25 protein-coding genes and 1 pseudogene are annotated in these 23,960 nt (G+C 38.2%); 23 read left to right on the forward strand and 3 right to left on the reverse strand.

From position 1 onward, the window contains the following. Window positions 1-9 precede the first annotated feature (9 nt). From rpsM to rpsI, 10 genes are all read left to right on the forward strand, one after another. Entirely contained in the window at window positions 10-375 is a 366-nt protein-coding gene (gene rpsM, locus J2Z23_RS06420; RefSeq protein ID WP_057985586.1) for a 30S ribosomal protein S13, read from the forward strand. Window positions 376-403: 28 nt separating this feature from the next. Next, a complete protein-coding gene (rpsK, locus tag J2Z23_RS06425; RefSeq protein WP_057985588.1) occupies window positions 404-799 on the forward strand; it encodes a 30S ribosomal protein S11 in 396 nt (131 codons plus the stop codon). A gap of 162 nt (window positions 800-961) precedes the next feature. Then, a complete protein-coding gene (locus J2Z23_RS06430) occupies window positions 962-1,906 on the forward strand; it encodes a DNA-directed RNA polymerase subunit alpha (protein WP_057985590.1) in 945 nt (314 codons plus the stop codon). Between the two features lie 69 nt (window positions 1,907-1,975). Further along, on the forward strand, window positions 1,976-2,338 hold the full coding sequence (gene rplQ / locus J2Z23_RS06435) for a 50S ribosomal protein L17 (RefSeq protein ID WP_057985591.1): 363 nt from the start codon (window positions 1,976-1,978) through the stop codon (window positions 2,336-2,338). Window positions 2,339-2,713: 375 nt separating this feature from the next. Continuing rightward, window positions 2,714-3,562: an energy-coupling factor ABC transporter ATP-binding protein gene (locus J2Z23_RS06440; protein WP_057985592.1), complete on the forward strand. Its 849-nt coding sequence runs from the start codon at window positions 2,714-2,716 to the stop codon at window positions 3,560-3,562. Next, window positions 3,538-4,407, forward strand: coding sequence for an energy-coupling factor ABC transporter ATP-binding protein (locus J2Z23_RS06445; RefSeq protein WP_057995604.1), 870 nt, complete (start codon window positions 3,538-3,540; stop codon window positions 4,405-4,407). Before J2Z23_RS06440 ends, J2Z23_RS06445 begins: the two co-directional genes overlap by 25 nt. Further along, window positions 4,404-5,201, forward strand: coding sequence for an energy-coupling factor transporter transmembrane component T family protein (locus tag J2Z23_RS06450; protein ID WP_209973501.1), 798 nt, complete (start codon window positions 4,404-4,406; stop codon window positions 5,199-5,201). Before J2Z23_RS06445 ends, J2Z23_RS06450 begins: the two co-directional genes overlap by 4 nt. Before the next feature lie 6 nt (window positions 5,202-5,207). Then, window positions 5,208-5,960 (forward strand): tRNA pseudouridine(38-40) synthase TruA, encoded by a 753-nt coding sequence (gene truA / locus J2Z23_RS06455; RefSeq protein WP_209973503.1) that lies wholly within the window; start codon window positions 5,208-5,210, stop codon window positions 5,958-5,960. A 191-nt stretch (window positions 5,961-6,151) separates the two neighbouring features. Then, the gene (rplM, locus tag J2Z23_RS06460) at window positions 6,152-6,589 is read left to right on the forward strand and encodes a 50S ribosomal protein L13 (protein WP_057985601.1); all 438 of its coding nucleotides are present in this window, start codon (window positions 6,152-6,154) and stop codon (window positions 6,587-6,589) included. Between the two features lie 18 nt (window positions 6,590-6,607). Beyond that, window positions 6,608-7,000 carry a 30S ribosomal protein S9 gene (gene rpsI, locus J2Z23_RS06465; protein WP_057985603.1) on the forward strand — a complete coding sequence of 131 codons (393 nt, stop codon included), beginning with the start codon at window positions 6,608-6,610 and terminating at the stop codon, window positions 6,998-7,000. Between the two features lie 758 nt (window positions 7,001-7,758). Here rpsI and J2Z23_RS06470 read toward each other — a convergent pair. Next, window positions 7,759-8,688, reverse strand: coding sequence for a VanW family protein (locus tag J2Z23_RS06470; protein ID WP_057985605.1), 930 nt, complete (start codon window positions 8,686-8,688; stop codon window positions 7,759-7,761). A gap of 346 nt (window positions 8,689-9,034) precedes the next feature. Here J2Z23_RS06470 and J2Z23_RS06475 point away from each other — a divergent pair, with 346 nt between their 5' ends. The 7 genes and pseudogenes from J2Z23_RS06475 (at window position 9,035) to glsA (ending at window position 17,922) form a co-directional block, all read left to right on the forward strand. Beyond that, a complete protein-coding gene (locus tag J2Z23_RS06475) occupies window positions 9,035-9,775 on the forward strand; it encodes a YwqG family protein (RefSeq protein ID WP_057995606.1) in 741 nt (246 codons plus the stop codon). Window positions 9,776-10,062: 287 nt separating this feature from the next. Continuing rightward, window positions 10,063-10,317: a hypothetical protein gene (locus J2Z23_RS06480; protein WP_057985609.1), complete on the forward strand. Its 255-nt coding sequence runs from the start codon at window positions 10,063-10,065 to the stop codon at window positions 10,315-10,317. A gap of 428 nt (window positions 10,318-10,745) precedes the next feature. Further along, on the forward strand, window positions 10,746-10,958 hold the full coding sequence (locus J2Z23_RS06485; protein WP_209973505.1) for a heterocycloanthracin/sonorensin family bacteriocin: 213 nt from the start codon (window positions 10,746-10,748) through the stop codon (window positions 10,956-10,958). A gap of 285 nt (window positions 10,959-11,243) precedes the next feature. Then, entirely contained in the window at window positions 11,244-13,196 is a 1,953-nt protein-coding gene (locus J2Z23_RS06490) for a putative thiazole-containing bacteriocin maturation protein (RefSeq protein WP_209973506.1), read from the forward strand. Further along, complete coding sequence (locus J2Z23_RS06495; protein ID WP_209973508.1) at window positions 13,196-15,136, forward strand: TOMM precursor leader peptide-binding protein; 1,941 nt, start codon at window positions 13,196-13,198, stop codon at window positions 15,134-15,136. Before J2Z23_RS06490 ends, J2Z23_RS06495 begins: the two co-directional genes overlap by 1 nt. Window positions 15,137-15,157: 21 nt before the next feature. Continuing rightward, entirely contained in the window at window positions 15,158-16,741 is a 1,584-nt protein-coding gene (locus J2Z23_RS06500) for a SagB family peptide dehydrogenase (protein WP_209973510.1), read from the forward strand. 262 nt (window positions 16,742-17,003) lie between these two features. Further along, window positions 17,004-17,922, forward strand: a pseudogene (gene glsA / locus J2Z23_RS06505) (glutaminase A). A gap of 231 nt (window positions 17,923-18,153) precedes the next feature. Here glsA and J2Z23_RS06510 read toward each other — a convergent pair. Beyond that, window positions 18,154-18,708: a cysteine hydrolase family protein gene (locus J2Z23_RS06510; protein ID WP_064467483.1), complete on the reverse strand. Its 555-nt coding sequence runs from the start codon at window positions 18,706-18,708 to the stop codon at window positions 18,154-18,156. Window positions 18,709-18,827: 119 nt separating this feature from the next. On the opposite strand from J2Z23_RS06510, the gene J2Z23_RS06515 reads away from it, so the two are divergent. After that, on the forward strand, window positions 18,828-19,268 hold the full coding sequence (locus J2Z23_RS06515; RefSeq protein WP_064467502.1) for an Lrp/AsnC family transcriptional regulator: 441 nt from the start codon (window positions 18,828-18,830) through the stop codon (window positions 19,266-19,268). Between the two features lie 84 nt (window positions 19,269-19,352). On the opposite strand, the gene J2Z23_RS06520 is transcribed toward J2Z23_RS06515, so the two are convergent. Next, window positions 19,353-19,691, reverse strand: coding sequence for a winged helix-turn-helix transcriptional regulator (locus tag J2Z23_RS06520; protein ID WP_274387258.1), 339 nt, complete (start codon window positions 19,689-19,691; stop codon window positions 19,353-19,355). A 327-nt stretch (window positions 19,692-20,018) separates the two neighbouring features. On the opposite strand from J2Z23_RS06520, the gene J2Z23_RS06525 reads away from it, so the two are divergent. The 5 genes from J2Z23_RS06525 (at window position 20,019) to J2Z23_RS06545 (ending at window position 23,792) form a co-directional block, all read left to right on the forward strand. Then, window positions 20,019-20,597, forward strand: a complete 579-nt coding sequence (locus J2Z23_RS06525; protein WP_209973512.1) for a hypothetical protein — start codon at window positions 20,019-20,021, stop codon at window positions 20,595-20,597. Further along, a complete protein-coding gene (locus J2Z23_RS06530; protein ID WP_209973514.1) occupies window positions 20,564-20,905 on the forward strand; it encodes a hypothetical protein in 342 nt (113 codons plus the stop codon). The genes J2Z23_RS06525 and J2Z23_RS06530 overlap by 34 nt, the downstream gene beginning before the upstream one ends. Window positions 20,906-21,009: 104 nt before the next feature. After that, the gene (locus J2Z23_RS06535) at window positions 21,010-21,549 is read left to right on the forward strand and encodes a Sir2 family NAD-dependent protein deacetylase (RefSeq protein ID WP_209973515.1); all 540 of its coding nucleotides are present in this window, start codon (window positions 21,010-21,012) and stop codon (window positions 21,547-21,549) included. A 181-nt stretch (window positions 21,550-21,730) separates the two neighbouring features. Then, a complete protein-coding gene (locus tag J2Z23_RS06540) occupies window positions 21,731-22,108 on the forward strand; it encodes a hypothetical protein (RefSeq protein ID WP_209973518.1) in 378 nt (125 codons plus the stop codon). Window positions 22,109-22,331: 223 nt separating this feature from the next. Then, on the forward strand, window positions 22,332-23,792 hold the full coding sequence (locus J2Z23_RS06545; protein ID WP_209973520.1) for a nicotinate phosphoribosyltransferase: 1,461 nt from the start codon (window positions 22,332-22,334) through the stop codon (window positions 23,790-23,792). Window positions 23,793-23,960 lie beyond the last annotated feature (168 nt).

Here is a 23,960-nt window from a genome sequence, read left to right on the forward strand (position 1 = left end):
AAGTATATAATGGCACGTATTGCTGGTGTAGACATTCCACGTGAAAAGCGTGTAGTCATCGCATTAACTTACATTTTTGGAATTGGAAAAAGCACAGCTTCTAAAGTTCTAGCTGAAGCAGGTGTTTCTGAAGATACACGTGTTCGTGACTTAACCGATGATGAACTTGGTAAAATCCGTGATATCGTCGATCGTTTGAAAGTAGAAGGAGATCTTCGTCGTGAAGTTTCCCTTAACGTGAAACGTCTAATGGAAATTGGTTCTTATCGTGGTCTTCGTCATCGTCGTGGTCTTCCTGTTCGTGGACAAAATACAAAGAACAACGCTCGTACGCGTAAAGGCCCACGTAAAACTGTAGCAGGTAAGAAAAAATAATTGATTGTAAAGGAGGTAACAGATTAACATGGCTCGTAAAACAAAAACTAACACTCGTAAACGTCGTGTGAAAAAGCATATAGAATCAGGTATTGCTCACATTCGTTCTACTTTTAACAATACAATTGTTACAATTACAGATGCACAGGGGAATGCTATTTCTTGGTCTTCAGCTGGTGCACTTGGTTTTAAAGGTTCTCGTAAATCTACTCCATTTGCAGCACAAATGGCAGCTGAAACTGCAGCCAAAGTTTCAATGGAGCATGGTATGAGATCCCTTGAAGTAACAGTTAAAGGACCTGGAGCTGGTCGTGAAGCTGCGATTCGTGCATTGCAAGCCGCAGGACTAGAAGTAACAGCGATTAGAGATGTAACACCTGTTCCACATAACGGATGCCGTCCACCAAAACGTCGTCGTGTTTGATTCTGTATAAATAATGTGTTCCTTGGTTATACTGGGGTACTATATGAATTTAGACTAGTAGAATCAATTCTTCATCCAGTTGTTGCACAAACGGGAATGTAACATGGGGAATTTCGAAAATACCTTTCGAAATTTCGACGTTTTGAAGGAGGGTATATTTGAATGATCGAAATGGAAAAGCCGAAAATTGAAACGATTGAGATCAGCGATGATGCCAAATATGGAAAATTTGTTGTAGAACCACTAGAGCGTGGATATGGTACAACTTTGGGTAACTCCTTGCGTCGTATCCTGCTATCTTCTCTCCCAGGTGCTGCCGTAACATCGATCCAAGTGGAAGGTGTACAACACGAATTCTCTACAATTGAAGGGGTAGTGGAGGATGTGACCTCTATCATCCTGAACATTAAGAAACTCGCAATGAAAGTCTATTCTGATGAAGAGAAAACATTAGAAATTGATGCTCAAGGTGAGGGTGTTGTCAAAGCTTCAGATATTTTACATGATAGTGATGTAGAAATTCTGAATCCAGATTTACACATTGCTACACTTGGAAAGAATGCTAATTTCCGTTTACGTATGTCTGCAAAACGCGGACGCGGTTATACACCGGCTGATCAAAATAAGCGCGAAGATTTACCAATTGGCGTAATTCCAATAGATTCAATCTTTACTCCGGTTTCCAGAGTGAATTATCAAGTTGAGAACACACGTGTTGGTCAAATGACAAACTATGATAAACTAACTTTGGATGTTTGGACAGACGGTAGTATTGGACCGAAGGAATCTATTTCTTTAGGTGCAAAGATTTTGACTGAGCATTTAAATATCTTTGTAAATCTAACAGATGAAGCCCAAAATGCAGAAATTATGGTTGAAAAGGAAGAGGATCAAAAAGAGAAAGTCTTAGAAATGACGATTGAAGAGCTTGATCTTTCTGTTCGTTCTTATAACTGCCTAAAGCGTGCTGGGATTAACACTGTTCAGGAATTATCCAATAAGTCTGAAGAAGATATGATGAAAGTTCGGAATCTAGGTAGAAAATCTTTAGAAGAAGTAAAAGCAAAATTGGATGATTTAGGTCTCGGCTTGCGTAAAGACGATTGATCGATTTATACCAATTTTTCAGACCAATTTATACTAACAGGATGAACTCAACAAAGGAGGGAAAACGAGATGGCTTATAGAAAATTAGGTCGAACTAGTTCACAACGTAAAGCTATGCTTCGTGATTTAACGACTGATTTAATTATTAGTGAGCGTGTTGAAACAACGGAAGCACGTGCAAAAGAACTTCGCTCTGTTGCTGAAAAAATGATCACACTTGGCAAACGCGGTGATCTACATGCACGCAGACAAGCTGCTGCATATGTCCGTCATGAAATTGCTGATCAAGAAACAAAACAAGATGCTGTGCAAAAGCTATTTGCTGATATTGCACCTCGTTATGCAGATCGACAAGGCGGTTATACACGCATCATGAAACTTGGACCACGTCGTGGCGATGGGGCACCAATGGTTATTATTGAGTTAGTTTAATGTACATCTATTAAAGTGGAGAGACATAGGCCCTCTCCCTTTTTTAAGATGGTCTAACTTTGCTCAATATAGCTAAAAACACTATTGCCGTTATGAAACGGATCATGCCTAATTTGGTATGGTAATTACGAATAATTGTTAAAGCTAAAAAGGAGCGTTACGATAGGCAGAGCAACTGCCTTTGTCCTGTCTAGCTCATGCGCCTCCTCCCTGTGCTTCAAAATTTGGAATGGGGAACTGAGAATCCTGTTTCCTGGAGTGAGGTGCAGGCTTTTTTTCTATTTCCAGATTTTTTGAAAATATTAATGGCTTCAAAGCTTAGCAAATAGGGCTTTTAGATTATTAGCTTTAAGCGGAGTTGAGAGGAGTAAGAGAATGGAGAATGAAAAGGATACAGTGATCTCGATTCAAAATATTTCTTTTAAATATGACGACCAAGAGAGTTATGCATTAAGAGATGTTTCCTTTTCGGTAAAAGAAGGGGAATGGCTTGCAATCGTCGGTCATAATGGGTCAGGCAAATCCACGCTTGCTAAAATTTTAAATGGTTTACAATTCCCTGAGTCAGGTAAGGTTATTGTCGGTAATCATGAATTAAATGGTGACACAATTTGGGATGTCCGGAGACAAGTTGGTATGGTGTTCCAGAATCCCGATAATCAATTTGTTGGTTCAACCGTTCAAGATGATGTGGCTTTTGGCCTGGAAAACAATGGAGTGCCATTTTCAGAAATGAAGAAACGGGTCCAAAATGCATTGGAGCGAGTTTCCATGGGGGAATTTCTTGACCAAGAGCCACATCATCTCTCAGGAGGACAAAAGCAAAGAGTGGCGATTGCTGGAGTGGTTGCTTTGCAACCTCGAGTCATTATCCTTGATGAAGCGACTTCTATGCTTGATCCGCTTGGACGAGAAGAAGTCCTAAATACCATTCGTCTTTTGAAAGAAGAACAAGATTTAACGGTTATTTCTATTACACATGATTTAGAGGAAGCAGCAAAAGCTGATCGAATGATTGTAATGAATAGGGGAGAAATATATAAGGAAGGTAGTCCTGATGATATCTTCCAGTTAGATAGAGAATTAATTGATTTAGGTTTGGATTTACCCTTTTCGATTAAAATGGCGCAGACATTACGTCAAAAAGGCTTTACCTTACCAGAGAAATATTTGTCAGATGCGGAATTGGTGGAGGAATTATGGACATTACACTTCGAGAAGTAGAATATAAATATCAGATCAATACTCCATTCGAACGTCTTGCTATTCAGGATGTTAATCTGTCTATTCCCCAAGGAATTTTTGTCGCGATTATTGGCCATACAGGTTCCGGAAAGTCTACTATTCTACAACATCTTAATGCACTTATTCAACCAACAAAGGGACAAGTAATAATCGGCGATCGGGTGATTGATGCTGAGAAAAAGGAAAAGAACTTGAAGTCAATTAGACAAAAAGTAGGAATCGTTTTTCAATTTCCAGAACATCAATTATTTGAAGAAACCGTTGAAAAAGATATTTGTTTTGGCCCATTAAATTTTGGTGTGTCTGAAGAAGAGGCAAAGCAACGAGCTAGAACCTTAATTACGGAAGTTGGACTACCAGAAGAAACTTTACAGAAGTCTCCCTTTGATTTATCAGGGGGGCAAATGAGACGCGTTGCTATTGCTGGTGTACTTGCAATGGAACCGGATGTTCTTGTTCTAGATGAACCGACTGCAGGGTTGGATCCAAGAGGCAGAACGGAAATTATGGATATGTTTTATCGATTGCATAAAGAAAAGGACTTATCAACCATTTTAGTAACACACAGCATGGAGGATGCCTCAAAGTTTGCCGATGAAATTGTCATCATGAACCATGGTAGAGTTGAACAAGTAGCAGATCCAAGAACAACCTTTTCGGATCCCCAGGCATTATTAAAATTGGGATTAGATGTACCAGAAGTTGTGAAGTTTCAATATTTGCTTGAACAAAGATTAGGTCAAAAGCTAGATCATACATGTTTGACTATTGAGGAGCTAGCCGAGGCTATAAAGGAATATCAGAAACGTGGTGCTTCCTCATGATGGAAAAGATGATATTTGGAAGATATATTCCGGGAAACTCACTGCTTCATCTTCTTGATCCCAGAGCAAAATTGTTATTTGTTTTTGGCTTTATATGTATAATCTTTCTTGCGAATAATATTGCGACATATGGATTACTTTTATTACTAGTCTTAGCGATCCTTCTCTTATCACAGATTAATCTTAGGTTTTTATTTAATGGGTTAAAAATGATTTTATTTTTAATCGTGTTTACCTTCTTTTTACAACTCTTTTTTAATAAAGAGGGAGATGTACTATTTTTGCTTGGTTTTATTAAGATTCATGAGGAAGGACTTAGACAGGGTATCTTTATTTCCTTGCGCTTCTTTTTACTTGTTCTAATGACGTCATTATTAACATTAACAACAACACCGATTAGTTTGACGGATGGGCTGGAAAGCTTGCTTCACCCTTTGAAGAAAATTCGTTTCCCGGTTCATGAACTTGCTTTGATGATGTCCATATCTTTACGTTTTATCCCGACTTTAATGGATGAAACAGACAAAATTATGAAGGCACAAATGGCAAGAGGGGTCGACTTTTCGAGCGGAACTCTGAAACAAAGAATACAGGCCTTTATTCCCTTACTCGTTCCTTTGTTTGTTAGTGCTTTTAAACGTGCTGAGGAGCTAGCGACAGCGATGGAAGCAAGAGGCTATCGGGGTGGGGAAGGTAGAACGAAATATCGCGTCTTGAAATGGCAAACTAGAGACACTTTAATCGAAATCGTTTTGATTGTATTAGCAATTCTATTGGTCTTAATAAGGTCGTGATATTGGATGGCAGAGTTACAACGATATAAAGCAGTAATTTCATATGATGGATCGGCTTTTTCGGGATTTCAAATTCAGCCAAATGGACGCACGATCCAAGCGGAATTGGAAAAAGCCTTAGCAAAGATGCACAAGAGTGAGATAGTGAAGATTGTAGGTTCAGGGCGGACTGATGCAGGTGTTCATGCAAAGGGACAAGTTATTCACTTTGATTCTCCTTTGCAGATTTCCGTAGAGCAATGGAAAAAGGGATTAAATGCATTACTATCTCATGAACTTGTCATTATGAATCTAGAAAAGGTGGCATCAAACTTTCATGCCCGTTTTGATGCAACTGAGAAGACTTACGTCTATAAGATATATACGCAAAAGACGAGAGATCCTTTCCGTTATCATTATGCAACACATTATCCGTTTTCGCTAAATTTGGATCAAATCGAACTTGCAGCGAATTATTTGGTAGGGACCCATGATTTTACAAGTTTTTGTTCTGCAAAGGCAGAAGTATTGAATAAGGTACGAACCGTACGTGAGATTAAGCTTGAAAATATGAGAGATGAACTTATCTTTACCATAACAGGAAGCGGCTTTTTGCATAATATGGTGAGAATCATTGTCGGCACACTATTAGAAGTTGGTTCTGGAAAAAGAAATGCTTCTGATATACTTGGAATTTTGCAAGGCTGTGATCGGCAACTTGCTGGCAAAACAGCACCACCACAAGGACTATATTTATGGAAAGTCGAGTATAATGGATAGATGAGCTTGTTTTCAGTAAAATTGGATAATATCTAACAACTTAACCAGGTGTATTGATTTTTTTCTTGACTTTATGCTTAAAAAACGATAGAATATCCTATGGTATTGTTTCAATTCCATGATAAGCCCCGGAAACTTATTATGATGAAAATAAATACGAACTTGGAATTTTTAATTTAGGAGGGTAATGAATGCGTACTACGTATATGGCTAAAGCCAGCGAGATTGAACGTAAATGGTACGTGATTGACGCCGAAGGTAAAACACTAGGTCGTCTTGCTACTGAAGTTGCGTCCATCTTGCGCGGTAAGCATAAACCAACTTTTACACCGCATGTGGATACAGGTGACCATGTTATTTTAATCAACGCTGAAAAGATCGAACTAACAGGTAATAAACTAAATGATAAACTATACTACCGTCATACAGGATATGCTGGTGGATTAAAAACAAGAACTGCATTAGAAATGCGTACAAAATATCCTGAGAAAATGTTGGAACTAGCTGTAAAAGGCATGCTTCCAAAAGGAACACTTGGACGTCAAATGTTTAAAAAACTACATGTGTATGCTGGAGCTGAGCATCCACATCAAGCACAACAACCGCAAACTTACGAGCTTCGCGGTTAATAAAGGGAGGGAAATAGATTGGCACAAGTTCAATATTATGGTACAGGTCGCCGTAAGAGCTCCGTAGCTCGCGTACGTTTAGTACCTGGCGATGGCCGAATCGTAATCAACAATCGTGAAGTAGAAGACTACATTCCATTTGAAACATTGCGTGCAGTGATCAAACAACCACTTGCAGCAACTGAAACACTTGGAAGCTATAATATCCTAGTTAACGTAAATGGTGGAGGTTACACAGGACAAGCAGGAGCTATCCGTCATGGAATCGCTCGTGCACTACTACAAGTAGACCCTGAATTCCGTAGCCCACTAAAACGTGCAGGTCTCCTAACTCGTGACCCACGTATGAAAGAACGTAAGAAATACGGACTTAAAGGCGCACGTCGTGCACCACAGTTCTCAAAACGTTAATTTATCAACATTTCAAGGCTCTCAGACCGCTTGGTTTGGGGGTCTTTTTTATGCATAAAAATAGCTTTTGATCACAATATACCTTTGGAATTTTTCCGCCGTTTGTTCTTTCAAATAGTCCGTAACATGTGTAAGATGTGCATTGTCATTTGGATATCCAGATGTCCTAACCGCTCCAGAACTTTCTATATACTCGCTCCCGTTTCAAACAAAAGGGAAGCATAGGTATGAAGTATTCCATGTATTAGGTTATGTTTTTTAATTAAAGCAGCTAGTTTTTCATTTGGATAAGCTAACCACATTGGAGATCCACCATCCCTATCGAATACAACATTGTTATTATCCAAATACTCTTTACCTGCTAAATAAGCTTCATTTTGCCCTACACGCCATTTGTTCAGTAGGAAGAGAGATTTATCCTTGTGAAAAAATAACGTTTTGTTAAAGAGCGAATAGAGCGAGCATCAAAGTCAATATCATCTCTTATTAGAGCCAATCCTTTCATTTTGCGAGCACACGTATAAATGAAAGGATAAAAAGTACATGATCACAAAATCTAAATTCTCTTTAATCCTTTCGTTTTGCTGTTGTGGTATGATTACATACGCTAGTGGGTTCTTTGAAATAATCTCCATTTTTAAGGAAAAATTCTTAGCAATGGATTTAATTATTATCTAACTTTCTGAAAATATATATCAAAAACGGACTCACCTATTGGTGGGGCCGTTTTTAGTTTAGTTCGGTTTTTGCGAAAAGACTTAATGACTCTGATTCACCTCTGACCCAAGAGGTACTTCTTCTGGAAGCTTATACGAAGCACTAGGGATTTTCCGTGGCTCATTATTAATGACATCTGACGAATATACCAATATTCTAACGGTTCCACCGTAAACATTAGATCGAATCAATATAGGCTGGTTATATTTGTTCGTAAAGCGGAAGTCCGGTCCATACCAGCTAACAGTAGCGTCTCTTCCTGAAGGTACATAGCCAACTCGTTTGCTATGGGAGTATCGTTCTGTAATAGTCAACCCCGCTTTATCTACCGCATTGTACAATGTTGAAGAAATTTGACATATCCCACCACCAATGTCCTCTGACAATTCCCCCTTTACGATAACCGGTGCCCGCTTATAGCCCTTTTCCCTCGTTCGTTTTCCGACCACTTTATTAAAGGAAAAAGTCTCACCGGGAAAAACAACATGGTTATTGATTGCTTCACTTGCAAGTAAAATATTATGGGAGCGCTCTCTGTTATTTGAATTAAAATAGGTAGCATAATGTCCAATTCGATTTATACTTATATGTGAGAGCAGTTCGCTATCCACGGTAGGAAATATTGTATGCACGGGAGCTTCTACGTAAGAGGAGCCTTTATTGAAAAAATATGTATAAAACAAACGTGTGAATGCCTCATGGTCTAGTTTATACCCTACTTTTTCAGCAACAATATTCCCATTGTTATCCAGAGAAGCGTTTACTGGTGGTTTATATATGGTCTTATCTAGTTTTTGAATAAATTCATTGTAGTTTTTTTGATCAATAAGAGGAATATCTATTATTGGGTTTGAAAAATAAACTCGGTTAACATTTGCAATTGTTTTTCCTTCATGACTAACGACTAAATTGTCAGGAAGATTGTTATGACTTCCTATCAATAATAATACTGATAACCAGATGAATTTCATACGTAACCTACCTCCCAAAGTTAGTATGGCTATAGGGATACCTTTTCATGTGTATATAAATAACGTAAAAAAGCTCACCAATCCAAATAATTTTATTTAGTATTGGGTTATCAAAGTATTATTTATAGTCCAAGTGAGAAACAAGAAGTTTAAGGATCTCAAGGAGGTAAGGAAGGAGCTGAGCTGTTTTTGTATGAAAGGTGTAAGTACTCGTCCAAAGCTGAAGAATCCTTACATCTTTGGCGGATAAATTAGATATTTGGAGGGGTACCGAGAAATATCAAATAATGATATTTGTTAAATCGGTTAATTAAAAGAGTCGTTTAGCAGAATGGGGGAGTTTACATTGATCAAATACGAAATTCCTAAATTTTTAACAGAACATGAAGACCTAATCAAAGACACCTATAGGTATAGTAATGAGATAAGTTTTAAGCGTGAAGAAACAAAACCTTGGGATAGTAAATTAGGTGGATGTCCCTATTTGAAGAGCAGTAAAGATTTTCCAACTGATGAATTTGGAAAACCTATGTTGTTTTTAGCGCAAATCAATCTGGCGGAGCTTGAAAATCTAGTTGAATTACCAGAAAAGGGATTATTGCAATTTTTTGTTGTAAACGATGATATGTTTGGTCTGGAAGAACCTATTCTAGTAAAGTACATTGAAGATTATGAAGAAAATGAGGAACATTTAGTAAAGAAACATCCTTATGAAAGTGAAGAATATAACATGAATCTTCCTTTTTTACACAGTGGGAAAATGTATTTTAAATCAAGGGAAATGCCTATGTCCTCCTCATTAGATCTATTTCGAGAAATTTTTATGAATAAGCTATCGGAAGTAGAATATGAGCAACTGAGTGATGATTGTTATTGTAGCGATAGCAGAATTGGCGGTTATCCTTATTTTGTTCAAAATGACTATATCGGTTTTGATGATGGCGATTTTCTATTATTGCAGCTGGATATTGATGAGGAATGCGGTATTATGTTTGGGGATGCTGGGAATTGTGTTTTCTCTATTCCCAAGGACGCTCTGAAAAATAGGGATTTTTCAAAAGTAGTGTATGATTGGCAATGTTGCTAGTGAGATATCAGTACGATTATTCGTTCCAAAGTTTATAGAAAAGTCCTAAGAACGTATGAGAATTGAACGTAGCCCCACTTATCTATTGTTAATCATAACGACAGTTACACCGGGAAATGTGGCCGACGTCAGTGATTACTGGATTTCATATTATCTTTCAGTGGCATCGTTATAGATTGAATGGTGATCCGTTCAGAGCATATTTTGAGCTGTACAGACGTGGATACTCAGCGATCTTCTCAGAAAATAAACTGTATATTGGTTCATAATTATGGAGACTAATTGAAATGACGGAACGAATACCTTGTAGAGCGGTAGGCTACAACGCAACAATTTTGCATAGGGCTGCAGCCGAAACAGGCAGTATTTGCATGCACCGAGAAATTATGATTCGCTCATTACATTCCTTTCGGTTAAGCATGGAACAGATATACGTATCTTTATCATACGAAGAAGCGGTACGTACGCTGAAATATGCAATGGAATTACACGCTGTTAATAATGAATGTGAAGCAGATGATCTATTATTATCTTTGATGTAACACCGGGATGATAATATAACAGATGCTTCGCCTGAGCTTATTCCATTTCTGTTACCAGTGGGCGCATTCGTCATTCACTTCATTTTATATCATTCCATAGTAATTTTAAAAAAGAATACGATCTGAAAGGGACATTTCGTTATCATAGTTCACGAATCACTAATATTTAAACATTTCAAGGCTCTTAAACTATTCAGTTTAGGAGCCTTGAAATGTTTAACCATGATCATAAAGTTCTTTAAACCTCCACCGGGAAATAATAATCCTTCATTATGGATCAAATAAGATGAAATAGGCTTTTACATCAGTAACGACCACCTAAAAGTATCATATTGTGTTGAAGAGAGAGATGTTTTATATGTCAACGAATAGTAATTGACTCTCGCTGCCGGTTTACCATAATTATAGAAGACAAAGGGGAGGTCCAAATGCAGTATTATCAAAACGATTTGCAATCATTAGGAATGGACAATTATCATGTGGGTGAATTAGTCCCTATGGAGCATATGAACCATTATCCGCTCCAGGTTGATAGTAGACTTTGTGGCCGTTGCGGCCGTTGTGGTGGTTGTTTTCGCTGTGGCGGTTTTCGCTGTTTTGGTTGCTTTGGCTGTTTTGGTTGTTTTGGATTTTTTATTTAAGTCAGAGAAAAAGTGTTTGTTTTATAAAAGGAAATTACCCCTGCATAATCAGTGCAGGGGAATCCTATTATTTTTAGCCCTTGCCCCGGTGGTCAGTGAGTAGCAAATTTTGCAACTCCTTCTCCGACAATCAATATCGGCCCCTTCGTCACTATATTTCTTTGCTAGTAAACGACACTCTTCATAAGAAGCATTTTCGCTCTTATTATTTATCATAGTGGACAGCCACGAGTACATAAAATACTAATGAGGGATTCGTCACAATTAGGAATAAGGAGGAAATAAATGTTTAAACTTAACTCATCCACTCGTCTAAAGGTGAAGAGGGATACATTTTTTCTCCCAGATCCAGAGGGTGGTGTATATTTCCGAAATAATTTAAGTTCATTCCGAATGAAAGGGAATACGATTTATCAATGGATTGAAAAATTAATACCAATGTTTGATGGCGAGCAAACATTGGAAGATTTAACAAAGGGATTAACGCCACCATATCGTAATAGGGTTTATGAAATTGGAGAAACATTATACAATAATGGCTTTGTTCGGGATGCTAGCAAAGATACTCCCCACCAATTAAATCGTTCTGTTCTCGAAAAATATACTTCACAAGTTGAATTTATAGAGAATTTTGTGGACTCCGGAGCGTATCGATTTCAAGAATATCGACAATCTAAAGTTCTTGCTGTTGGTTCGGGTCCTTTTCTAGTTTCGTTGGCCTCGGCATTAATCGAATCAGGGCTCCCCAAAGTAAATGTCATGGTAATGGATCCAGTTGATACAAGTAAGCAACGGCTGAATGAATTGGTTCAGCATGTTAGCAAGATGGACCCAGAGGCTGAGGTAGTGGAGATTCCCTTTCAAATAGGAGCTGGTGAAGACTTTTGGAAAGAGGCTGTGCAACCTTATGATTGGATTTTATACGGCTCACAGTCTGGAGATGTGAATGAATTAAGGGGACTTAACTCCGTTTGCAAAGAGGAAAGGAAGGCATTTATTCCTGCCGTATGTTTACAGCAAGTGGGGATCTCTGGTCCTTTATATCATCCGGAATCGGAAGGGTGTTGGGAGTCGGCATGGCTTAGAGTCCATCGATCCGTCTTACGCACGGAACAGTCGTATCAGCCCTTTTCTACTACAACAGGATCCATTTTGGCAAATGTCGCTGTATTTGAAATGTTTAAGAGTATTACAGGAATTGCTGATACAAATCAAAGCAACCAATTTTACCTGCTTGATCTTGAAACGCTAGAAGGGGAATGGTTATCCTTTATCACCCATCCATTAGTTACATCTAGAAGTTTTGCCCCTCAACTTATTGAAGATCTTGATGAAAGGCTTGAACAGGAATTGGACAGAGATCATCAACCTAGTGATCTCCTGGGTTATTTTAGTCAATTATCCTCCGAAAAGGTGGGGATTTTTCATACGTGGGCGGAACGGAACTTGCCACAACTTCCACTCGCACAGTGTTATGTTCAGGCTGTTAATCCGATGTCTGAAGGACCAGCAGAGCTTTTGCCAGAAGTTGTCTGTACGGGCTTGACACATGAGGACGCAAAAAGAGAAGCGGGTCTGACTGGAATTGAAATGTATGTTACACAAATGGTCGATACCTTGAAGTTTAGAGAAGGGAATCATCAGGTTAGCACAAATATAGCTGAGGGATATATTGGCATCGGTGCTGGAGAAACAATTGAGGAGGCTATTTGCCGAGGACTGCAAGTCTATTTGAATGAAGAATTAACAAAAAGAAAGACTGATCAACTAAATACGATTTATATGCCGTTGGAATCAATGAAAGACAGGCGATGTAAATATTATTTTAATGCCCTTACTAGCTTAAACGGTTCACCGACAATCGGTTTGAATAAGAGTCTGTTGGGTTTTCCTGTAATAGGGGTAAGATCAAATGGACGCTGGTATTCTAGTGTTGGTCTAAATCTTACATTAGGCATGCGAAATGCCTTGAAACAGGCGATTTTGGATACCCAGGATCAGGTAGGTTCTAAAATGAGGAAAGAGATAACGCCAGTAGTTTTTATTAATAAAGAGGAAATCAAACTTGAAATCCCTTCTAATGATGAAGTGACACAGCTGCAGCTATTACAATCCGCTCTTCAGACTTTAAGACAAAACAGCAAACGGTTACTCGTTTATGATCTTACATTCGAATCTTTTATGAAACAGGAAATGGCCGGAGTGTTTGGTGTGCAGATAAGGGAAGGTGAGTCCTAATGGCTACTCATATTTTAATTAACGGACAGGGATTATTAGCCGATTTTGTCTATGATCAATTGTCCGATAACTTTATTGTCAAACATCAAAGCATTTTAGAGGAAATCCCTGAAGATACAAAACTGGCCCTGGTACTGCACGATGCTTGGTTTCCATCTGTTCATCAAGCAGCAGAAGAAAGGTTTGGATCCGCATGTATCCCATGGATTCGGGGATTTGCTTCGTTTGGCGAAGGTATCATTGGCCCACTTAAACGCCCAGACACACCGGGATGTTCACGTTGTGCGGATATACGCCGCATAATAGCTGGAGCCGATAGTCGGGAGATGTGGGAGTTTCAGATGAAGATGAAAGTAGAGGCGAGTTCATGGCAGGATGCCTGGGTATCCAAAACTGGATTATCACAGATGGCAAATTTAATATGTAGCGAAGTACAGAAATTCTTTCAAGGAATACCCAGCAATTTGGAAGAGAGGATTTTCATTACGAACTTAAAAACATTAACGAACTCCAGTCATCTTTTCTTGCCTGATCCATCGTGTCCAATTTGCAGTCATTTACCCGATGATACAGCCGAACGAGCTCAAATCAAGTTGACATCACGTCCAAAAATAAGCGTGGATGATTACCGTTGCCGTTCGATAGATGAATTTAAAGCAGTATTAGCCAAGGATTATCTCGATGAACGTACTGGTATTATGAATGGAAAAGTCCAGGACTTCACATTGCCATTTGCGGATGTATTAGTCAATATGCCGTTATTTGGAGCAGATGAAGGAGTAGCAGGAAGGTCACATTCTTATGAAATGAGTGAGCAAACTGCCATTTTGGAAGGCTTAGAGAGATATTGTGGGATCATGCCTCGTGGAAAGCGGACAGTAGTTCATAATAGTTATCGTCAATTAGAGAATGACGCACTAAATCCTATAGGAGTAGGTTTACATGAAATAGAACAATATGAAAAGCCCGATTTTCCGTTTAAACCGTTTCATCCTGATCGGCTAATGAATTGGGTTTGGGGCTATTCGTTTTTAACTGAACGCCCCATTTTAGTTCCCGAGTTACTTGCTTATTACAGTTTGGGCTATGGAGAGGGATTTGTTTATGAAACTTCAAATGGATGTGCGTTGGGAAGTAGTTTAGAAGAAGCTGTTTTTCATGGCATTATGGAAGTTGTTGAACGGGATTCATTTTTGTTAACCTGGTATGCACAGCTTCCTCTTCCGCGTCTTAATCTTCAATCCACCGGTGACAAAGAACTACAGCTGATGGTCGACCGATTCCATGAAGTGACAGAATATGACCTTTATTTTTATAATTCAACGATGGAGCACAAGCTTCCGAGCGTTTTCGGGGTGGCAAAGAACAGAGGGTCAAAGGGATTAAATCTCATCTGTGCAGCTGCAGCTAACCCTGATCCTATTAGTGCTGTAAAAAGTACGATCTATGAACTCGCAGGAACAATGGCTACGCAAGATAAAAAACTGAAGGAAAACCGCCAAAAATATGAAGGCATGCTACGAGATCCGTTTGCCGTGCGTACGATGGAGGATCATGGTCTTCTTTACGGTCTGTCGGAAGCAGAGGAACGGTTAAATTTTTTATTGGATGACAATCGTCCATTACGTACATTTGCTGAGGAATTTAAGCAGCCACAAGTAAATATTGATTTGAAGGATGATCTTCAAGATATTCTTCAGAAATTCCAACAATTAAACCTTGAGGTCATTGTGGTTGATCAAACGACACCTATCACCAGGCGGAACGGATTATTCTGTGTAAAAGTGTTAATTCCCGGAATGTTACCAATGACGTTCGGACATCATCTTACCCGGGTGAAAGGGCTAAAGAGGGTACTTAAAGTACCGATGGAACTAGGTTTTACGAAGGCACCATTAACGTATGATCAGCTAAATCCAAATCCACATCCGTTCCCGTAATGGTAGAATAGGAGGCTTAGTATGGATCTAGAAACCTTTCTACATGATCTGCATTTTAACACAGAAAAAGTTACTCCGCCAGATTGGCAAGTGGATTGGGAAGATGCACCACTACCCTATAAATTGTATCGCGGTTTACCGGTGGTTCCACTTTCCGGGGATGTGCCTTTACTATTTGAGAAAAGGGAAACACATCTAAAGCCGAGCTTGGCGGAGCTTGGTCATTTCTTATGGTATGTTTATGGACTTACCCAATATTGCCAGTCCCCGTTAAATAATGGAATGAATGAAAAAGATGTGAGCTTTGTCCAATCGATGCGCAGATTTGTTCCTTCAGGAGGGGCTCTTTATCCTAATGAAATATATGTGTATGTAAATTTTGAAGATGTTCCACAGGGCATCTACCATTATGATGTGGCGCATCACCGCCTTGTATTGGTACGTGAAGGAGATTACGATTTCTACTTAGCCAGAAGTATTAAAAATGGCAATGATACTTCTGGTCGTTTTTGCACCATTTTTATTTCGACAGTTTTTTGGAAGAACTTTTATAAATATAATAATTTTTCATATCGGCTCCAAGGGCTAGATGCCGGTGTACTAATTGGGCAATCTATAGAAGTGGCTAATCGGATGGGATTTTCTTCACGAGTTTGCTACCAATTTCTTGACCGAGCGCTCAATCATCTGCTTGGATTGTCTGAACAGGATGAAAGTGTTTATGCAGTTATTTCATTATCTACTGATGAATCTATCAATTATATCGACAAAGACATAAACAAAAAAGAAGTTGCTTCAGCCACTGAATTATGTGGGGAATTGCCATTACTGGAACATACTCTCTATAACCGTTCAAAAAGAGTCATTCCTTTCCCAACGTTGAATAAAGTTAATGAAGCATCAATGTATGAAACAACGAAGTCATTTGTGAAGCTAAAAAGTAATCATAATGCAAGACATTCTTTAGGTACAGAAATGATCTTACTGCCATTTATGGAGGATTTTTCGTACGATCTCGCATCTGTTTGTAGGAAGCGGCATTCACCTGATCTCGATTTCATGATTGGAAAAGTGAATCAAACACAACTATCAACTTTGTTAAAGGAAACACTTACCTTCTCATATCAGAATGACCTTGACGAAACATATGGGAATATCGAGAGTCGTATGTCCTTATATGGTAGCTTTTATAACGTAGAAAGGATACCAAATGGTACTTACTCGTATAACAGTAATACACATACTCTTCGAACTATAAACATGGGGGATTACCGGGAGTTATTACAAAACGGATTAACAATGCCTACTGTGAATCTATATCAAGTTCCACTTTGTTTACATGTTGTTGGGGAAAGGGACTATTTTAAAGAACAATTGGGATATAGGGGTTATCGCATACAACAGATGGAGGCGGGTATTCTCGTGCAACGACTGCTTTTAGTTTCGGTCGCATTAGGGATGGGTGGGCATCCACTGCTCGGATTTGACGCGAATAACTGTGATCAGGTTTATAGGATTGATTCAAAAGGAAAGACCTGTTTGATTCAAATTCCGATTGGTCCATATCGTCCACGCTCCTGGCTAAAAGGGAGTTTGCAAAGTTAAGTAAGACCAGGATTATAGAACTTTTGTATCCTTGAAAGATGCATATGACGATGGGAAATTTGAAGGAGGCTATCATCTTTTTTCGTGCATACAACCCGGGGCATTTATTAAATCCTTCATCATAAAGATATTTTAAAAGTCACAAGAAGAGCCAGTAAACTCACTACAATAGATAATAAATCTTCAATCTCCTCTTAATTATTCTCAACATTTATAAATACTCAGACTCCATTTAGTCAATACTACGAAATGGTGATGAATGATGCCTTGTCAATCAAGTGATGAACTGAAAAAATTAGTAAAAGAAGCTAGAACTGTTACAAAGCATGGTCAAGTTGCTGATTATATACCAGCACTCGGAAAAGTAAATGCTCATGATTTATCAATTGCGATTAATTATCCTGATGGCCGTTGTATATCTGCAGGCGATATTGAGCGGAAAATCTCATTACAGAGTATCTCTAAAGTCATTAGTCTAGCACTACAGAAATAAAGAGTATGTATTCGAACGGGTGGGAATGGAACCGACGGGAGATCCATTTAATTCTGTCGCAAAGCTAGAATCAATGACTCCATCTAAGCCGCTTAATCCAATGATTAATGCTGGGGCATTAGCGGTTACCCATATGATTAAAGGAAATTCGGTGGATGAACGGTTTCAAAGATTGTTAACATTTATTCGGGAATTAGCTGGTAATGATACGATTCAATATAATAAGGAAATTGCACGTTCGGAATTTGAAACTGCTCATCTAAATCGAGCCTTATGCTACTTTCTAAAGCAGCATCGTATCATCGATGAGGATGTTGAGCCGTTAATCGACCTATATACGAAACAATGTGCAATAGAAATGAATTGTCTTGACTTATCTAGAATCGGAGTCGTTTTCGCCTTAGATGGGGGCGATCCGCAAACAGGAAAACAAATTATGCCAGCGAATATTGCCCGAATTTGCAAAACCTTTATGGTGACATGTGGAATGTATAATGCCTCTGGGGAATTCGCAATAAAAATTGGAATTCCCGCTAAAAGCGGAGTGTCAGGAGGAATCATGGGGGCTGTACCCGGTAAATTTGGAATCGGCATATTTGGACCAGCCTTGGATGACAAAGGAAATAGTATTGCTGGCATCAAACTCCTTGAACTTTTATCTAAGAACTATCAATTAAGTATGTTTTAATGTGAGAAACCACCTTGATATTTTTTTATGCAAGGGTCTTTCCAATGATCGTTTCGCTTTTATCAACAAGGAGAATAAATATGTTAGGAATAGGCTGCCATCAGGGGCGCAACGAGTACTTATGAAATTGGTAAAAAAGAGTTTGCTGATCGTTTATCAACCTGAAAAAGGTAATTGGAATAAGGACTCCAACTACCTTTTTTTGGTTTAAGCATAATTCAATAAGATTGCTTAGCGATTTTGTTTCAGGAAATTCTCAGTAGAAATTACCTTAGCATACATACTTTCAAGCGCGCTGACAAATGCATAATGGACTTGATCGGCTGGCACAACCTTACCTTCATAAGTCATGTCCCTTGTAGCACACGCATCTTCAATAAGTGTAGTTTCATAGCCTAGGTCCACTGCAGCTCTGACTGTCGCATCAATACACATATGTGTCATCATACCTACAACCATGACATTGGTTACACCTTTTTCCTTTAATTTTCTTTCTAAATCAGTCTTTAAAAAGCTATTAGGGAAATGTTTAACGATAATATTTTCGTGTTCTAATGGCAGAACAGTTTCGTGTATTTCAGCTCCCTTTGTATTTGGAAGAAAGAAGCCTAACTCAGGACTACCTGCGATATGTTGAACATGAAAAATATTATCCTTGTTATTTTGTCTAAACCAATCAATAACCTTAGCAGCATTAGCGGCAGCTTTATCTGGATTGACTAATTCCATTTTTCCATTTGAAAAATAGTCATTTTGAATATCAACTATAATTAAAGCTTGACTCATTTTTATCACCTCATAGGATTTTTTGTTACAATATAATGATAAAAGATTCCTTAGTTTATTTGAATAATCTGGTGAAACACTTTTAAATGAAGTACTTTCACGGTGAAAGGGATGGAATGATGGAGCTTGATAATATTGATTTTCAAATCCTACGGTTGTTAAACGAAAATTCTCGTATTCAATGGAAAGACTTAGGAGAACAAATTCATATGACGGGACAAGCGGTAGGAAACCGAATTAAAAAGCTTGAAGATAGTGGTGTCATTAAAGCATACTCTGTAATAGTGGACGAATTGAAACTAGGACTTTCTTATACAGCGTTTGTTATTATATATATGAAAACAGCAAATCATGATTTATTTATACGTTTTGTTCATGATCGAAATGAGGTAATGGAAGTTCACCGAGTATCAGGAGAAGGTTGTTACCATTTAAAAATAAAAGTTAAATCACAGGACCAATTAAATCTTTTTTTAGATAGACTTCTCAAATTTGGAAATTATAGTATACATTTATCCATCCAAGAGATTAAACAACAGAGTCCGTTGATTGCCACATAAAAAGAAGTGCTTACTTATTTTAACAAGACGAAAAAAGGGTATAATGCCTCAAATACTGAGACATTATACCCTTTTGTTGTTCTTTTAATTTCCTTGATTGTGCTCTCCCCACTGGCACATTTCTTGGATTAAAGGCCAAAGTGTCTGCCCTTTTTCAGTAAGGCTATATTCGACTTTTGGAGGAATTTGTGGATATTCCTCACGATGAACTAAGCCATCATTTTGCATTTCCTTTAATGTCGAGCTGAGGGTTTTATAAGTTATCTTTCCAAGCAAACGTTGAAGCTCATTATACCTTACCACGCCATTTCTAGATAAATGGTAAATAATTAGCAGTTTCCATTTGCCATTAATAATTGAAAGTGTGTAGTTGAAAAAAGGCTCTTGGCCGTCGGGAATATTTACTTTATGGGTTTTCATCATTACACTATCCTCCTAGATAGTATACATCAGAACAGTGCATACTTATTCACTAATTAATACCAACTATATAATACATTTATATTCCAGTAAAGTATGTTTCTAAACAATAAATAGATTAGACATCCCAATTTAACATGTTTTTGGGAGAGGACTATAGATGCTATATTGATATGGATTGTAATAACACTATCCAAATGGATAGTATATATCTTAAAAGTGCATACTTGTTTGGTAGTATATACCACTATATAATGCATTAGAAACTAGGTTAAGGCCAAGCCTAGCTGAATGTTATTTAATGAACGAATAATAGTGGGAGGATAAAATATGTTAACACAACAATATCAAGCCAATATAGATGCCATACTCAAAAAGATTGAAGAAGCTGACGCGATTGTAGTTGGCGGTGCCGCTGGTATGTCTGCGGCTGCCGGATATAACTGGTATCGGGATGATGAAAACTTCCGAAAATATTTTAATGCATTTGCTAAAAAGTATGGGATTACCAATATCTTTGGTGGCTTTTACTATAAATTCCGCACTGAAGAAGAACGATGGGCCTATCTTGCAACGCTGATCAATTTTGTAGCGGAAGTTCCAGTCGGCCAGCCTTATAAGGATTTACATGAAATTCTGCAAGACAAAAACTATTATATCCTTACGACAAATCAGGATACTCAATTTTTACAAGTATTTCCGGAAGAAAAAGTTAGTGCCATTCAGGGTAACTGGACCTATCTACAGTGTAGTAGTCCTTGTCACGATGGTATTTATCCTTATGCGGAACAAGCTAAGGAATTATGTAACCACATATCGAAGGGACGGAGATTCCGTCCAGCATGGTTCCCACCTGTCCGGAATGTGGTGGCTCTATGGAACTGTGGGTACGTTCCTTTGTATTTCTAGAGGGAGAGAAATATAGAGATGAACATAGGAAATATCGCGAATTTCTTCTCGAAAATGAAAATAAGAAGGTTCTCTTTCTTGAACTAGGCGTTGGTCTAATGACTCCGATGTTTATTAAGGAACCTTTCTGGAATATGACTTATAGTTGGCCGGATGCATACTACATTACGATCAATCCAAATCCGGAGCACAATTTGCTACCAAAAGAACTAAAGGATAAGGGACTTGCTGCTAATGAAGATATAGCGCAAGTAATGCAAGATGTTCTAGCTAAAAAGAAGAGTGTTAAGAAGCAAGATGTGATTTAACAGGATTAATAGCTCCCTCCCTATAACCGTACTTTAAATTTTAATAGGCAAAGTCATATTTAGTTTCGTATGACATCAGTATTTAATTAGGATGGAGGATCCATATGGAAGATAAGTTTCGTAAGATTATAGCAAAAATGCAAGAGGCTGACAGTATTGTAATAGGTGCTAGTAATGGCCTATCCATATCGGAGGGTATTCATATATTTGCAGACAATGCAGCCTTTCTAGAGAATTTTGGAGATTTCCGTGAAAAATATGGTTTTCGTAGCATCATTCAGGGTTGTTTTTATCCATTTCCTTCCGAGGCAGAAAAGTGGGCATTCTTTAGCCGAATGTACAACTACTTTTTATACAAACAGGAAGCTAGTTCGGTTATGAAGAATCTGTATGAGCTAGTGAAAGATAAAAATTTCTTTGTCGTTACCTCTAATATAGATGATCATTTTAGACAAGCAGGATTTCCTAGTGATCGTCTCTTCGAAATAGAAGGGAATGGTCGCAATCTACAGTGCACTATTGGCTGTCATGATCAAATTTATCCGGGTGATGAAATATTAAGCGAAATGGTTACAAAACAAGTGGATGGAAAAATCCCTGCTGATCTTATTCCAACGTGTCCGGAATGTGGTGGGCCAATGTAAGTCCATCTTGAGGCCGATCGGAATTTTCTAAAGGGCGAGGCTTGGCAAAATAGTTTTCAAGCTTATCAAGATTTTATTGATAATGCTCATCGTAAAAAAATAGTCATACTCGAATTTGGAGTGGGTGCCAGAAACCAATTGATTAAAGCACCGCTTATGAATCTAACCAATCAAGAAGAATATGCTACTTATATTCCTTGTATTCCATGATTCCCGCCGCCTTGATGATGGGATTGATAAAGGACATGGAAGTCGGGGAGCAGAGTATTACAAAAATTATTGTCATGAGCACGATTTACCATATGATGAGCAAACCTATTACATCACTTATTACCATGATCAAGATGATTCACTTGGTTTGTCAGAGATTAAAAAGTCGCCTAATTTAAATGAACGAGCAATCCTGTTGTATCAGGTCTTTAAGGATGCTGATGCATTGGATCGATTCCGTCTAGGCCCTGATGGTTTGGATGTAAGGTTTCTTCGGACAGAGGAAGCACGTCAACTTGTTGACTTTGCTAAAGATCTTTTATGTAAAAGTAGCGAAACTAATGCATAGAAATACTCGTGGTGGTAAGACCCTCCTTTCAAGATTTTTGGAGGGTCAACAGCCTTAAATTTAATTCAAGTGCCCCTAAAAGATTATTAGTACTCACTGGGAGGAGCGCAGACTCAGATCGCCATTCTGTATATCTTCGTCTGTATGACCTGGGTACTTCTCTACTGAATGAAGTTTGTGAGCAAGTCCGACCGTACTTTATTAGTTTAGGAGGGAAATTATTATGGAAAAGAATATAGATGATAGCTTAGCCCTTCACACGGACTTGTACCAAATCAATATGGCGGAAGCCTATTGGGAAGATAATATTCATACCAAAAAAGCTGTATTCGAATTGTATTTTCGAAAGTTACCATTCGGAAATGGGTATGCAATTTTTGCAGGACTTGAACGAATTATTGAATATCTACAAATGTTTCGCTTTTCCGAAAGTGATTTGAATTATTTAAAAGAATTAGGATTTCAAAATGACTATGTGGAATTTTTACGGACTGTTCGTTTTACAGGAAATGTTCGCGCCATGAAAGAAGGGGAAGTTGTCTTTGGTAACGAACCACTTCTTCGTATCGAAGCACCTTTAATTGAAGCGCAACTCATCGAAACAGCCTTGCTAAATATCGTAAATTATCAAACCCTTATTGCAACCAAAGCTTCTAGAATTAAACAAGTTGGTGAGCAACCCGTATCAGAGTTTGGAACAAGACGTGCACATGAATTAGATGCTGCATTATGGGGTACAAGAGCGGCTTATATTGGTGGATTTTCTAGTACAAGTAATGTTCGAGCGGGAAAACGATTCGGTCTCCCTGTTTCAGGAACACATGCCCATTCATTTGTTCAAGCGTATCGAGATGAATACATTGCTTTCCATAAATACGCAAAACGTCACAAAGATTGTGTCTTCTTAGTGGATACTTATGATACTTTGAAATCAGGTGTTCCAACGGCAATCAAAGTCGCCAAAGAGCTTGGAAGCAACATAAACTTTCTCGGCATTCGTCTAGATAGTGGAGATTTAGCTTACCTTTCTAAAGAAGCAAGAAAATTATTAGATCAAGCAGGCTTTGTTGATGCGAAAATTTTCGCTTCAAATGATCTTGATGAATATACGATTATGAGCCTTAATGCACAAGGAGCAAAAATTGATGTATGGGGAGTTGGGACGAAAGCCATTACGGCATTTGATCAACCGGCATTAGGTGCTGTGTACAAAATGGTTTCCATTGAAAATGACCTGGGAAAGATGATTGATACAATCAAAGTTTCATCAAGCCCTGAAAAGGTTACGACACCAGGATTAAAAAAGGTATACCGCATTATTAACAATCATACGAAAAAAACAGAAGGAGATTATATCACCTTAAACTTTGAACAGCCGGAAAAAGAAGCCAAATTACACATGTTTCATCCTGTGCATACGTATATTGGAAAATTTGCCACCAATTTTACAGCCAAAGACTTGCACGAGGATATTTTTGAACAGGGGAAACTTGTGTATGAACGTCCACGGGTACAAGAGATTCAACCCTATGCCGACGACCAGCTAAACCTTTTATGGGAAGAGTACAAACGCTCCTTAAATCCTGAGGAATATCCTGTGGTCTTAAGCCAAGCTTGTTGGGATAACAAAATGAAAAACATCGAGGAAGTCAAAAAAGCCAACCGACAACCAACACCTTTATAAGTTAGGTCATTTACTTACCTAAGATAAACTATAATGCATTCTTTCAAACCGACTTGGTTGAAACGCTGAGACGAGAAGGACAGAATAGTTTATTGCTGCTAAGCTAGATGAAACGTTGCTTTTCATACGAAAATTATTGAATAAGCATGATAGAAAATAGAGAGGTGA

It is taken from the genome of Lederbergia galactosidilytica (genome assembly GCF_017873565.1).
Taxonomy (GTDB): domain Bacteria; phylum Bacillota; class Bacilli; order Bacillales; family Bacillaceae_C; genus Lederbergia; species Lederbergia galactosidilytica.